Raw genomic sequence first — 14,393 nt, forward strand, 5'->3', positions numbered from 1 at the left:
TGTCTGTAAGAGATCATGGTAAATCATGAATGAAGTTGTGCATAAAGTGTGGACAAAGGAATGCGGGAAATGAGGGGAAACCCAAACGCATGAGACTTTCCCTCATCTTTGTGCATAACTTTTTTGGTTTTCAGAGCAGGAACCTATTAGTCAGGCGATGTTTTTATTCATATCTGCTCAAACATCAAAAAAAGAAACCTATGCATTCGACACATGCATAGGTTTCTTCTCTATTTACTTGGCACCGTAACTAATCAAGTTCGTCATGATTCGATATCCGCCTGGAACCTGGCCTTGAATTTGCCTATATAGGACAAGGTTGGTGTAGAGGTAGGTGCCATTACCGTATTTAGCCATAAGGATTCCGCCATCAAATGGTTCTTCATGTGGATCAGCCATGGAAATGAATGTTTCAAACCGTTCATCCCACTTCATTGGGAAGTACAATCCCCTTTCTTGCACCCAATTGTTCCAGTCATCATTAGTTATTTTATTTGGATAGTTAAAAAGCGCTGATTCTGGTTTCGACACGTTTACCGTGGCTTTTTCATCAGTTACCCGCCAGCGAATGGAAGGGTTCCCGAGGGTAAGAGGATATGGAGCAGTCTTCATGGCATCCCATCCGTCACCCGGTTTATGGTACTGAACGACGAGATGACCGCCGTTTTCCACATATTCAAGTAAGCGCGCGTTATTTGCCTTTAAATCTTCCCTGGATAGATAGGCACGTATGCCTGTAACGATCGTGTCATATTGACTTAAATCACTTTCAGCTAAATCAGCTGCAGTTAACTTCGTAATGTTAAGACCTGCATTGCTTAAGTAATCTGCCACTTTATCGAATCCGCTTTCAATGTAACCCACCTTTAATGAAGCTGGCTTCAAAAGCTCAAATGCAACGGTGTTTATAGCTGCTGGGTATTGGTAATAGAATGTTCCGATATGGTCATAGGAAATTTCCTGAATGGTCGAATCAAAGGTTTTTCCATTGACAGTAGCAGCTGCCCTAATCTGATATTCGCCTTTTTGTATTGCCTTCGGTGGTCTGAGGGTGAACTTCAATTGTTTTTCTTCTGATTTTTCATTAAATGATACAGTGGCATTTTTGGGATGAACTCCCCAATTTTCAGGGACTTTTAAAACGACCTTTGCTGATGCTTTTCCTTCTGTATAGTTTTTCAAGGTTACGGTCACTGGGACTTCCTCTTTTACATCTGCTGTATTTACGACGATATCTTCAGGAGATAGGGTAAGGCCAACGTCGGGAAGGACAGCGATCGTTCCATCCAATTCTTCCTTGATGGAAGTTTTTGTGCTGCCGTATTTATAAGAAATGCTGGTTGTCATGGTTGACTCATCATAAGCATGGTAATAGGCTGCATCTTCAGGGACTTCAACCAGATAGGTCATTGTCGCTGATTTATTTGGTGCTAGATTGACATCTTTAGCTTTTGTTTTGGTCTTCCATCCTTTAGGCACATTCAATGCAGCAGCGACTTTTTTCAAGGTTTGTTTCCCGTTATTCTTCACGGTTACGGTTACGTACGTTTTTTGACCTTTCGTCAGGATCTTTGAAGCTGCTTTAGCTTGAACTTCGAGTCCTGAGGAGACATAACTGACGTTTTGCAATTGCTCTTCTTTTAATGAGAACTTATGAAGCAAGTCGTTCTTAATGGCAGGGCTTAGCTTTGCCTTTTTGACTTGCGCAGTAATTGACCGAACATTGGAGAGAGCATTTTGGGATATTGAAAAAACACGTTTATCATTGGGATAAGCCGCAATAACATCGTCCAAATTCCGTTGCAGGTCTTTAAATTCACCTTTTAATTTTGAAGCTGAGCGAGGGAGTTTCTCTGCCCATTCAGTAAAATTGTAAGGTACACCTGCAAAGAGGTCAGGCTGGCTTTTTGTATCAACGGCGCTTTGCTTCAAATCCAGATGGATCTGGCGAGGTGCTGCAGGGATATCAGAACCCATGCCTTGGCTTTTATGCAGATAGCGGGATTGTTCTCCAAGCTGTGGGTAAGTCATATTGTATATTGGGTCATATTTACCGATTTCAATCGAAGTGGTTGCATGATCTGCCGAAGAAACGGGCAAATATAACTTTTTCACTTGCCATACCGATAGACCTTGTTTCAATTGTTGTGGAAACACAGTGGGGTCGGCGGCATCCTTAAAAGCACGTTCACTTAAGATGGTCATTGTTCGATGATGTCCATGCTGGGTATCATCATTTTGAAAGGATGGCATCAATATATCCGGCTGATACGTCCGAATAAAGCGGATAAGCCGTTCATAGGTCAGTTCCTCGCCCCATTTTTCTAATGTTTCCTCTGGTGTTTTTGAGAAGCCGAAATCATAAATGGGATCAGAGGTAGTTTCACTTAGATGATAGGCCTTAACCCCGGTGATTTTTGCAGCTTCTATCATTTCCCTCGAACGGATGATTCCAAGAGCATTGTCCAGTTCATCCCCCATTTCATTTTGTCCTCCTTCACCACGGTTTGCAATCAGGCTGGATGTCTTCACCCCTAACCCTCTCGATAGATAAGCGAGAAAGTCACTGCGTTCATCATCTGGATGGGCACCGCTGTTCAAGAATGTCACAGTCGTCTCGAGCGGCTTGACCGCATTCCATAACTCGACGTTGGCTTCCTCAGGATTTGCAGCGCTACCTCCAAGCGGCAATAATGCAAGAACCAACAAGAGGGAAAGCAACGATAACAAAGCTTTTTTCATTATTCTTTTAACCTCCTTCAACTTTATAAAACACCTAAAAAAATGTAGGTTAGTAATATTTTCTAACTAACCAGACGAAAAACTCATCTAATAAATAGCACTATTGGTTATAAATGTAAATGATTCGAAGTAACTATTATAGATCTAACATTTTAAATGTTCAGAAAAAAGACTTGTGTGCAGAATTTTTTTAAGTTATATTTTTACTTAATTAGTAAGATTTACTAACTAAATGATGTAAGGCCGTGATGTGATGAGTTTTAAAAGAACACCCAGTCATCAAAAATATGTCAATAAAAAAAGAATCATTCAATGCATCCAAGAATGTTCACCCATTTCAAGAGCTGAAATCGCCGTTAAGCTTCAGCTAAGTAAGCCAACTGTTTCTCTGGCTGTGGATGAACTTATACAGGAGAAATGGGTATTTGAGAAAGGAATAGGAGAATCCTCCTCTCAAGGTGGGAGGAGGCCTATCCAGCTCTTTTTTAATGAAAAGGCTGCCTATATCATTGGTGTCGATATAGGCGGGACGAAAGTGAAAATGGTTTTAAGTGATTTAAGTGGCAACATCCTTGCCGACACTAGTTTTTCAACTAACACTTATTTACAATCAGGGCTTCTTAAACAAATGGCGATTGAAACGGAACGGTTAATAGCAAAGAATCAGATTGCGAAAGGCAGGATATTAGGGATGGGAGTCGGGATCCCTGGTATTACGCAAACGGCAAGCGGATTAGTAATAGAGGCACCGAGTCTAGGCTGGGTACAATATCCGTTCATAGCCGAAGCGAAACGGTATTTTGATTTCCCCATTTTTCTTGATAATGATGTAAACGCGGCTGCACTAGGTGAACAGTGGCTGGGTAATGCACAAAATAAGCGGAATTTGCTGTTCATTGCGGTAGGCACGGGGATAGGAAGCGGCATTATCTTGAATAACCAGTTATACAGAGGGGCTTCCAGTGCAGCTGGGGAAATGGGGTATATGGTAACGGACAAAGAGGATATGAAGCGTGAATTCAAGCCGATTTTCCATAGATACGGTTATTTGGAAAGTGTCGCAGGAGGAAAGTCAATTGGCGGTCATTTTACCAGGGAGGTTCTCAAGGCTCCTCATCATTTTTTATTCGAACGGGCCAAATCTTCCGAACTATCGGGAGAGGATGCTTTTTTGTCAGCAAAAAAAGGAGACACGACAGCTATGGCCGTCATAAATGAAGCCATCGAACATTTAGCCTGCGGAATTGTCAATGCGGCTAGTTTGCTAAATCCAGAAGTGATTATTTTAGGAGGTGGTGTATTAAATTCATCTGAATACATTTTACCTAGAATTCGGGAGATCGTTGATCGATATCTTCCAAGTTTAGTAGAAATGAAAACTTCACAACTGGGAGAAAACGCAGGAGTGCTAGGAGCGGTTTCCCTATTCTTAAGGGAACATGATGGCATTTTGAATTTTCGTGATGAGGGGGATTATTAATGAAAAATAGGAAAAAGTCGCTTGTTTCAGTACTGACCTTATCGGCAGCACTATTGATTTCGGGATGTAACGGTACAGATACGAAAACGAATTCGGATGCTGGCGGTGCCAAGGGAGAAAAGGGTGAGCTGGAAGATAAAATCGTTGTTTATTCACCGCATGGCAAAGATATTTTATCAAAATTCGAAAAGCAGTTCGAAGATGAGTATGGTATTGATGTTGAGTGGCTGGATATGGGGTCTCAGGAAATCCTTGACCGTGTTCGGTCAGAGAAAAGTAATCCGCAGGCAGACGTTTGGTGGGGTGCACCTTCAACGAACTTCAATCAAGCAAAGGATGATGGGCTGCTGGCTGCTTATAAGCCTACCTATTCCGATAGTCTCGATGAAGGATTCCACGATCCGGAATGGTATTGGACGGGAACGAGCCAGACACCGGAAGTCATCATGTATAACAGCAAAGAACTATCAAAAGACGAAGTGCCGAAAGATTGGGATGAGCTGCTCGATCCGAAGTGGAAAGACGAAATCATCATCCGCTATCCGTTAGCCTCCGGAACGATGAGGACAATTTTTTCTGCGATGATCTATCGTACGTATAAGGATACAAATGATCCAAAAGAAGGATATGACTGGTTAAAGAAGCTCGACCAAAACACAAAGGAATATTCAGCGAACCCTGAAATGATGTATAACAAGGTAGCCAAAGGGGAGGGCTCACTTTCCGTTTGGGCAATGCCGGATGTTGTCATGCTGAAAGAAAATAAAAATTATCCATTTGAGTTCGTCATTCCAGAAAGCGGAACGCCAGTATTGACAGAAGGTATCGCTATCGTTGAAGGTGCCAAGCATCCAAAAGCGGCTGAAGCCTTTTATGAGTTTGTGAATTCACCGGAAGCCGCAAAAACTTTGGCAGAAGAATTTTACAGGATTCCGACCAGAAGTGATGTGAAGGATTTACCTGAATGGATTACGGAAACAGAAATTAAAGCGATGGATATTGATTGGAATGCATTCCAGGAAAAAGGTGACGAGTGGATGAAATATTGGGACGAAAATATTAAAAGTGGAGATAAAGAAATTAAAGAATAAGGAAGTGTCGTTGGGATGGCGTCAATAAAAATAGAGAATGTCCAAAAGGCCTTCGGGGAAACAATAGCTGTTGACCATTTAAATCTGGAAATCAAAGAAGGTGAGTTTTTTACCTTTCTTGGTCCAAGTGGCTGCGGTAAAACGACAACGCTTCGGATGATTGCCGGTTTTTATTATCCAACAAAAGGTGTCGTCCGATTTGGCGACAAAGATATGACGCGTGTACCTCCGGAGAAAAGAAATACAGGCATGGTCTTTCAAAACTATGCCCTATTTCCCCACATGACTGTTTTTGAAAATGTAGCGTTTGGCTTGCGTGTGAGAAAAGTTTCGTCTGCTGACCTACAGAGGAGAGTGCTGGATGCCCTCCAAAAGGTCAGGCTGGAGAGCTACTCGAATCGTCAAGTGAGCCAGTTAAGCGGAGGACAGCAGCAGCGGGTGGCCCTTGCGAGAGCACTGGTCATTGAACCGGAAATATTACTGCTGGATGAACCATTAAGTAATCTGGATGCCAAGCTTCGTGATGAAATGAGAGTGGAAATCTTAAGGCTGCAGCGTGATTATAAGATTACCACCATTTATGTCACACATGATCAGGCTGAGGCATTATCCATGAGTGATCGGATCGCTGTGTTCAATTATGGTGTATGTCACCAGGTCGGGACGCCGGCAGAAATTTATAATCGGCCGGCCAATGATTTTGTGGCAAGTTTTATAGGTGAGATTAATCTATTGCCCGTTCAAGTCGAAAAAGTTCAACAAGATAATATAGTGGTTGCCCTTAAAAATAGTGAACAACCGATTAAATTGAATGTAGATAATCAAAGTAGAGAAGGAATTTCAATCTTACAGAATGATGACCTTGCTGTTTCGATACGTCCTGAAGCAATCAGAATTCTGGATGGGACCGAAAAAGGAATGAATATCTTTAAAGGTAAAATAAATTCCTTCCAATTCTTTGGATCTGTTATGAATGTCATGGTGGATGTTCAAGACGTGTTACTAAGGGTCGACGTATTAAACACTTATGATTTTGGATACTTTTATCAAGGAAAGGAAGTGTATGTCCAGCTTCCTGAGAAACAGCTGCGTCTTATCCCTGTCATAAGCGGTGATGCTCCATGATTAAAAATCGTGATACGAGATTGACGATTTGGCTCCTTATACCAGTTGCATTGGTGCTCGTAGCTTACGTACTCTACCCATCGTTGAGGACCTTTATAGAAAGTCTGCAAAAAGTCGGAACGATATCCCTTGGAAATTATCAGGACTTCTTCGTACAGGAATCGAAAACGAACTTAGAGGCTCTATGGAATTCTGTTTATATATCCTTATTGAGTGTATTGGTCAGTGCCTTGATTGGCATACCGCTCGCATTCATTTTTAACCGTTACGAATTTCCCGGCAGAAGCTTCTTTTCATCAGCAGCTATTTTGCCGATTGTCCTTCCATCATTGGTAGGGGTCATGGCCTTTATGTTTTTATATGGAGAATCGGGATTAATTCCAAATGCCATCAAGGATTTGTTTGGTCTCGATAAAGTTCCATTTAAAATTGGCGGGGTATCGGGAATCCTTATTGTGCATGCCTATACGATGTATGTTTATTTTTATATGATCGTATCCGCTGCAATCAATAAAATAGATCCGTCCCTTGAAGAAGCTGCTTATAATTTAGGCGCAAATAAATTCAAGGTTTTTTGGAAGGTGACATTTCCATTATTGACACCTGCCATCGTTGCCGCTTCTTTACTTGTTTTCATGATATCAATGGCCTCTTTCAGTGCCCCGTTTTTATTAGCTGGCGGGTACAGGGTGTTGAGCCTGCAAATTTATTTTTCTAAAATAAATGGTGATATGGAAATTGCCGCTACCCAATCGGTCATTCTATCCATCGTTTCGATTTCATTTCTATTATTCATGCGTTGGTATCAGAATAGGAAAGATTATCGCATGGCTTCGAAAGGAATTGGGGCACACAGGAGTGAAGTGAAGAACCCGTTTATGAAATGGGTGATGGTCGTAACGGGGGTCATCGGCGTAATTATTCTGCTTTTACCGCACTTTACGATTCTTTTGCTTTCACTTGTGCCGGATGGAACCTGGACATTTCAAACGTATCCAACAGTATTTAATGTGGAAAATTACAGGCTTCTGTTTGAAGACCCTAATATCTTCAAACCGTTACGAAATAGTTTACTGATGGCGGTTATTGCAACGTTGGCAAATCTGGTGTTTGGCGTCATAGCGTCCTATGTACTTGTCAAACGGAAATTCGTCGGGAAAAGCTTTGTCGATATTCTAGTCATGATTCCTTGGGCTTTGCCTGCAACGGTCATAGGGATGAACTTGATATTCGCATTCAATGAACCTAGCGTTTTTTCTTTCGGTCAAATCTTGGTAGGAACATTTTGGATATTGCCACTTGCCTATTTCATCAGACATATTCCACTCGTTGTCCGTTCGACTAATGCCGTTCTGGAGCAGCTGGATGATTCGATTGAGGAAGCAGCCAGAAACTTGGGGGCTAAGTGGTTTTATACCTTCAGAAAGGTCATATTTCCGATTATTATGCCTGGTGTTTTATCAGGGACATTATTGGCATTTATCGAATCTGTAGGGGAATTCCCGACCTCGGTTCTGTTGTACACGATTTCAAACAGGCCCATATCCATTGAAATCATGAATCAGCTTCGGATGTTCAATATGGGGCAGGCAGCTGCCTATGGGATGATTCAAATCACGCTGATTGTAATCGTTCTCTTTATTTCGAACAAGTTTTTTGGAATCAAAGCGGAAAAAGCTTTATAAATCGGAGGTTCAAAGATGAGCAGGCTTGAAGAATTTATCAAAAATGAAGGTAGTGTCTTTCCCGGAAAAACATATGCAGAAGAGCTTCTAATGCCTGTTTTTAATGATCAAAGAGATTACTTATTTCATGCAATGTTCGATATTCATCGGGCACATGTCATCATGCTTTCGGAACAAAAGATCATTAAAGAAGAAGAAGCGAAAACCATGCTTGATGGGATTCGGAAAGTGGCCCAAACGGATCTCACACAGTTGACCTATCAGCCCCAATTCGAAGACTTATTTTTCATGATGGAGGCAAAGGTCGGTGAGGAAATCGGTCATGAACTTGCAGGAAAGATTCATATCGGCCGCAGTCGTAATGATATGGGAGTTGCTATGTACCGGCTTGTTTTGAGAGGTCATCTGCTTCAATTGATTGGCTATGCAAACCATTTGAGTGAGGCATTCTTGGTACAGGCTGAAAAACATACAGAAACCTATATTACTGGTTACACGCATACCCAACCGGCTCAGCCGACTACGATAGGACATTACTTTTTAGCCATTTATGATGTGCTTCAAAGGGATATTGGCCGGTTATGGGCAGCTTATGAAACGGTTAACCAATCCCCTTTGGGTGCGGCCGCGTTAACGACCACCGGTTTTCCAATCAGCCGGAACCGTACTGCTGAACTGCTTGGGTTTGATTCGGTGATTGAGAATTCCTATGACTCGATAGGCGGGGCAGATTATTTATTGGAAACCGCAACTGCCATCATGACTTGCATGGTCAATACTGGGAGATGGATTCAAGATTTCCTGCAGCATGTGACAAGGGAGTTTGGTACCTTTCATGTGGCGGATCCTTATGTTCAAGTGAGCAGCATCATGCCGCAAAAAAGAAATCCAGTCTCAATTGAACATTCCCGTTCGATTGCAAGCAGTTCTTATGGTGATGCACTCGCTGCGATGAATATGATCCACAATACACCATTTGGTGATATCGTCGATACAGAAGATGATTTACAGCCGCATTTATACCGAGCTTTTTCGAATGCAGGACGTGTCATGAAACTAATGTATGCCGTCATATCGACTTTGAAAGTAAATGAAGAACATACAAAGAAAATGGCCGCAAAATCCAGTATAACGGTTACTGAATTAGCGGATACCCTATCAAGAGATTACGACATATCATTTAGAAAAGCCCATTCCATAGCCAGTCATATTGCAAAAAGGTCGGTTAGTGAAGGGAAAGAGCTATATGATTGGGATACACAAGAAATCAACAAGATTATCAATGAATTCGTTTCAGTGAACATAGCAGAGGATGAATGGAAAAAAATAATCTCCCCCGAATATTTTGTAGAGATTAGAAGCATTCAAGGCGGGCCAAGCCCGAAAGAGGTTACGAGAATGATTGTAAATAGAAAACAAAAACTGGAACAAGAGTTGCAGGAATATAAGGAATTGGTCAAAGCATTAAATGATTGCAGGATGGCTTTAGTGGATTACTGAAGGTACAGGGTAAAAAGGAAAATGAGTCTTAACGCGCATGAAACTCACGAGTAAAAGCGTGAAACTCGAGTAATTGCGTCAAACTTACGAGTAAAAGTGTGAAACTCACGAGTAATTGCGCCAAACTCACGAGTAAAAGCGTGAAACTCACGAGTAATTGCGCCAAACTCACGAGTAATTGCGTCAAATTCACGAGTAAAAGCGTGAAACTCACAAGTATTTGCGTCAAACTTACGAGTAAAAGTGTGAAACTCGAGTAATTGCGTCAAACTTACGAGTAAAAGTGTGAAACTCACGAGTATTTGCGCTAAACTCACGAGTAAAAGTGTGAAACTCACGAGTAATTGCGCCAAATTCACGAGTAAAAGCGTGAAACTCACGAGTATTTGCGTCAAACTTACGAGTAAAAGTGTGAAACTCGAGTAATTGCGTCAAACTTACGAGTAAAAGTGTGAAACTCACGAGTAAAAGCGTGAAACTCGAGTATTTGCGTCAAACTTACGAGTAAAAGTGTGAAACTCACGAGTAATTGCGTCAAACTTACGAGTAAAAGTGTGAAACTCACGAGTAATTGCGCCAAACTCACGAGTAAAAGCGTGAAACTCGAGTATTTGGCTCGGAAGCAATACGATGCATTTTATCTGCTAACTGCGAAAGCTCATATTTCATCATATATAGTCATTCTTTATTAAGGTGGCTATTTATTTTGGATTTTTATCAATGACAATAAATGTATATTATTTCCAAAAAAATAATGCTGCTATTTGTAAAGTACAATATAAGGCGGAATATTAATGTCAAATAGATCTCAGTTCGGTTTTATTCTAATTTTAATAGCTTTCGTAATATCGATTACTTTTTGCTTGAATCCGGAGGCCTTATTAAGAGGTGGATATGATTTAGCTATTGATGGCCTGGTAGTATCCAGAACCTTGATGCTTATTTTTTCGTTGTATTTATTAGTTAAAATAGGGGGGGTGTTTATAAACAAAAAAGATTAGTAGTTTAAAATGAGAATTCCTATAATCAATCTAGAGATGCTTTGGATGCCGATAATAAGGAAGGCTCAGTCTTTTGACTGAGCCTTCCGATGTTTATTATCCAAAATAACCGGTTTCAAATTAGCTTCATATATCGTTAACGGATTTAGGTTCCAACTGAACCGCGTGCTTTCTGAAAGCAAGACTTACTGTGATCATCACAATGAAATTGACTGCCAATGCGATGATTCCCACATTTAAATCTTTCGCTGCTTGCGGCAAGGGTGGAAACAAGGTCCCTATTGTTGAATGACTGAGTGTAATGCAGATTACGATGGCCAATCCGGTGACGATGCCGGCGATTGCGCCATATTTATTGATTGGATTATTCCTTTTAAGACTAAAGAGAAGGGATGGGAAAAGCTGTGTGATGAGACTGTATCCCATAAGAATTAATGCTGACATCGTTTCGCCGCCGTTTAAAGTGAAGTAGACGGCTATAAGGGCAATGACTGGAACAAGGAACTTTGCCAATCGTACAATATGGCGATCGGATACTGCAGGTGCAAATTCCTTATAGACGTTTTTCGCGAGCAGTGTAGCGACGCTCATCAAAAGCATGGATCCCGGCACCAATGCGGTCAACAATCCAGCTCCGCCGATTATGCCAATAAACCATGGATCAAAGGTCTCAATCGAAAGGCGCAGTAATGAGAGGTCTGCATCTGCCCCGACGAGTCCGGGCACTTTCAATATAGCTGTAAACCCTACAAAAAAGACGAATAACAGCATAAGTGTATATAAAGGGCTGATAATGGCATTTTTTCGAAATATCTTGCCGCTGCGTGCTGAATAAACAGCGCTGAAAACTTGTGGCCACATATAGAAACCGAATACGAGCAATATTACCGTGGAGATAAACCATGATACGCTAAGTCCCTGATCCGGGAACTTTAGAAAACCAGGCTTGGCCGCATCAATCGCTTCAAACATCGGCTGAAATCCGCCAAAGTAATGAATCGGCAGATAAATCCCTAAGAATCCTATTATAACGACCATCATGATATCCTTAATGACCGCTGTCCAAACAGAACCGTGTATACCGGAGATCATCACATAAATGGTAAGGCTGATCGCCCCCATCCAAACTGCCTCAGACATTGAGATGGCTCCATAAGATGCTTCTGAGACAATGATCCCCAATCCTTTCAGCTGCACGACGATCACTGGAATCATCGACACGACACCGACAAGCGCAGCCAAAATTCCTAAACTGGGACTCTTATATTTGCTTACAAAGAAATCGGATTGAGACATCAGTTTATTTTCTTTGGCATATTTCCATATTTCCGGAAGGAGCCAATAGGATAATACGTAAGACAAAGTAATGTAAATTAGAACATATAGAGCGGGTGCGCCCTTGCCATAAGCCCAGCCGCTGCCGCCAAGGAAGGAGAAGGTCGTATAGATTTCCCCGGCCATCAGCAGAAAGACGAAAATCGCACCAAAACCACGTCCGCCCACCGTCCATTGTTCCAAGTCCATATCTTTTCCTTTTGAAGAGCGTATGCCTAAAAATATCGATAGAAGTAAAAATGCTAAAATGATTAAGAGAGCAATATTCATTCCTGGTCACCTTCCCGATTCCTGGGATCCAGCTTATACATGATGCCCAGTATGGCAGAGGTAAGGACCACCCACATAGCCATCCAGAACATATTGAAAGGCATCCCTAATACATATGGTTCTATTCTATTAACAAAAGGTAGAAATCCCAGTATGCCTATAAAAGGAACTAGAGTAAGAATATATATAATCTTCATAAAACAAACCCCTCCGTTTTAAATAAAGTGAAACGCCCACCAATGGGGGTTTATTCTTCAATGCCACTGATGGATGGGTGAACCAAACCGGGATGAAAAATTCATACATGATTGATTTCCCTTCTTTTACAAGTTCCAATGATATATATTAGCTTACACTATTTCGATATAAAATTTAATGTGGTTGCTTGATATATTTTAAGCAAACGAGTCCACTGATAGAAAGTTGAAGTGTTTGTTGAAATGGATAAAGCCTTGAATTCATATTGAGTTCAAGGCTTTATTTCCATTAGCTATCTTTTTTTCCGATAGTTATATAGTATCACCAAGAGGATGAACCAGATTGGCGTCATGAGCAGTGGTAGCCGTGTAGCTTCAGCGAATAGCATAACTATAAGGATGAACAGGAATAATCCTAAAATGGCGTAATTGATAAAGGGTGTAAAAGGAGCCTTGAAAGTCGATTCGGCTCTTAGGTCAGGCCTTGTTTTCGAATACTTGATATGGGAGATCAAGATAATGCTCCATACCCATATGAAACAGATGGCACTGATGGTCGTCACGACGGAAAATGCCTGTTCCGGTATCAGCTTGCTTAATAATGCCCCTATTGATACAACGATTGTAGATGTTAATAAGGCATTGCTCGGAACAGCCTGTTTGTTTAATTTTTCCAGTTTGGCAGAAGCTTCGCCATTCCTGCTTAACGTATAGAGTATTCGGCTTGTTGAAAATAAACCGCTGTTGCATGCAGAAGCAGCGGATGTCAAAACGACGAAGTTGATGATCCCTGCAGCGACAGGAATGCCGATTAACGCAAAGACCTCTACAAATGGACTGCTCGTGGCATCCAGTTGTGTCCATGGGTTGACACAGAGAATGACGAATATGGCACCGACATAGAAAAGTAAAATCCGGACAGGGATTTTATTGATGGCAGATGGAATGTTCTTTCTCGGGTTCGCCGTTTCTGCTGCGGAAACCCCGACCAATTCGACACCGACAAATGAGAAGACGACCAACTGTAAAGATAGTAGGAATCCTGAAATGCCATTGGGGAACATGCCTCCATGATTCCATAGGTTCGTTAGGGAAACCGTTCCGGTATTGGTATTGAAGCCGATGATCAATAAGATGATACCTACGATGATCAAGGCGATGATCGTGATTACTTTAATGATGGCAAACCAGAATTCCAATTCGCCAAATAACTTAACGGTCAATAGGTTCAATCCTAACAGGATGACTAGGCATATTAGAGCCGGAATCCATTGAGGGATATCGAACCAGTATTGTATATAGACACCGACAGCTATGATATCGGCCATTGCGGTCATGATCCAACAGAACCAATAGGTCCAACCGGTCACGAAGCCAGCCCATGGACCGACATATTCGGTTGCGAATTCAGTGAATGACGTATACCCTGCATTGGATAAGAGCAATTCGCCTAGCGCTCTCATCACAAAAAACAAAGCAATCCCTATTATCAGATAAGAGAAGATGATGGATGGACCTGCCAATTGTATGGCTTTTCCGGATCCTAAAAATAAACCGGTTCCAATGGTTCCTCCTATAGCAATCAGTTGTACATGACGATTTTTTAAATCTCTTTTTAATTCCTGTTTAGCCAATTCGTACGCCCCCGTCTTTTATGGTCTTGGTAGTGAATGATTTCAACCTGCATGGTCTTGGAGAGAGGGTCGTGATTTTCGCCCAGCTTGCCTTTCCCATTGGTTTTAAAGCTGTTGTTTTTAGTCCAACCACAAAATGGACAATAAAAAAAGAGATTGGATAATACCAATCTCTTAAAGGGTTCAGAATAACAATTTTATCATTCGTTACTCTTCTGTCCTTTTGCCTGAGATTGTGAATCCTTCGGCGCTGCATCTTGTACAGTCTCTCCAGAAGCTGCTCCTGCTATAGTGTCATCCATAGCATTCATCGCTTGCTTGTATGCGGTTGTG

10 protein-coding genes and 1 riboswitch are annotated in these 14,393 nt (G+C 41.6%); of the genes, 5 read left to right on the top strand and 5 right to left on the bottom strand.

Annotated elements, in window-relative coordinates:
* Nucleotides 1-234: 234 nt before the first annotated feature.
* A complete protein-coding gene (locus Q8G36_RS04745) occupies nucleotides 235-2,742 on the bottom strand; it encodes an NEW3 domain-containing protein (RefSeq protein WP_305159207.1) in 2,508 nt (835 codons plus the stop codon).
* Between the two features lie 253 nt (nucleotides 2,743-2,995).
* On the opposite strand from Q8G36_RS04745, the gene Q8G36_RS04750 reads away from it, so the two are divergent.
* From Q8G36_RS04750 to argH, 5 genes are read left to right on the top strand one after another with little or no spacing between them, the layout of a single operon-like run.
* The gene (locus Q8G36_RS04750) at nucleotides 2,996-4,222 is read left to right on the top strand and encodes an ROK family transcriptional regulator (protein ID WP_305159208.1); all 1,227 of its coding nucleotides are present in this window, start codon (nucleotides 2,996-2,998) and stop codon (nucleotides 4,220-4,222) included.
* The gene (locus Q8G36_RS04755; RefSeq protein ID WP_305159209.1) at nucleotides 4,222-5,313 is read left to right on the top strand and encodes an extracellular solute-binding protein; all 1,092 of its coding nucleotides are present in this window, start codon (nucleotides 4,222-4,224) and stop codon (nucleotides 5,311-5,313) included. The genes Q8G36_RS04750 and Q8G36_RS04755 overlap by 1 nt, the downstream gene beginning before the upstream one ends.
* A gap of 15 nt (nucleotides 5,314-5,328) precedes the next feature.
* Nucleotides 5,329-6,438, top strand: coding sequence for an ABC transporter ATP-binding protein (locus Q8G36_RS04760; protein ID WP_305159210.1), 1,110 nt, complete (start codon nucleotides 5,329-5,331; stop codon nucleotides 6,436-6,438).
* Complete coding sequence (locus Q8G36_RS04765; RefSeq protein WP_305159211.1) at nucleotides 6,435-8,123, top strand: ABC transporter permease; 1,689 nt, start codon at nucleotides 6,435-6,437, stop codon at nucleotides 8,121-8,123. The genes Q8G36_RS04760 and Q8G36_RS04765 overlap by 4 nt, the downstream gene beginning before the upstream one ends.
* A 15-nt stretch (nucleotides 8,124-8,138) precedes the next feature.
* Entirely contained in the window at nucleotides 8,139-9,623 is a 1,485-nt protein-coding gene (gene argH / locus Q8G36_RS04770; RefSeq protein ID WP_305159212.1) for an argininosuccinate lyase, read from the top strand.
* A 44-nt stretch (nucleotides 9,624-9,667) separates the two neighbouring features.
* Here the strand turns inward: argH and Q8G36_RS04775 are convergent, their stop codons facing one another.
* The 4 genes from Q8G36_RS04775 to Q8G36_RS04790 form a co-directional block, all read right to left on the bottom strand.
* Nucleotides 9,668-10,003, bottom strand: a complete 336-nt coding sequence (locus Q8G36_RS04775) for a hypothetical protein (protein WP_305159213.1) — start codon at nucleotides 10,001-10,003, stop codon at nucleotides 9,668-9,670.
* 747 nt (nucleotides 10,004-10,750) lie between these two features.
* Entirely contained in the window at nucleotides 10,751-12,229 is a 1,479-nt protein-coding gene (locus tag Q8G36_RS04780; RefSeq protein ID WP_305159214.1) for a sodium:solute symporter family protein, read from the bottom strand.
* Nucleotides 12,226-12,426, bottom strand: a complete 201-nt coding sequence (locus Q8G36_RS04785; RefSeq protein ID WP_125161884.1) for a DUF3311 domain-containing protein — start codon at nucleotides 12,424-12,426, stop codon at nucleotides 12,226-12,228. The genes Q8G36_RS04780 and Q8G36_RS04785 overlap by 4 nt, the downstream gene beginning before the upstream one ends.
* Nucleotides 12,427-12,719: 293 nt before the next feature.
* Nucleotides 12,720-14,060 (bottom strand): amino acid permease, encoded by a 1,341-nt coding sequence (locus tag Q8G36_RS04790; RefSeq protein ID WP_305159215.1) that lies wholly within the window; start codon nucleotides 14,058-14,060, stop codon nucleotides 12,720-12,722.
* Nucleotides 14,061-14,265: 205 nt separating this feature from the next.
* A riboswitch (glycine riboswitch) is annotated at nucleotides 14,266-14,344 on the bottom strand.
* Nucleotides 14,345-14,393: the final 49 nt, after the last annotated feature.

Source organism: Peribacillus frigoritolerans, assembly GCF_030676415.1.
GTDB lineage: Bacteria > Bacillota > Bacilli > Bacillales > DSM-1321 > Peribacillus > Peribacillus frigoritolerans_A.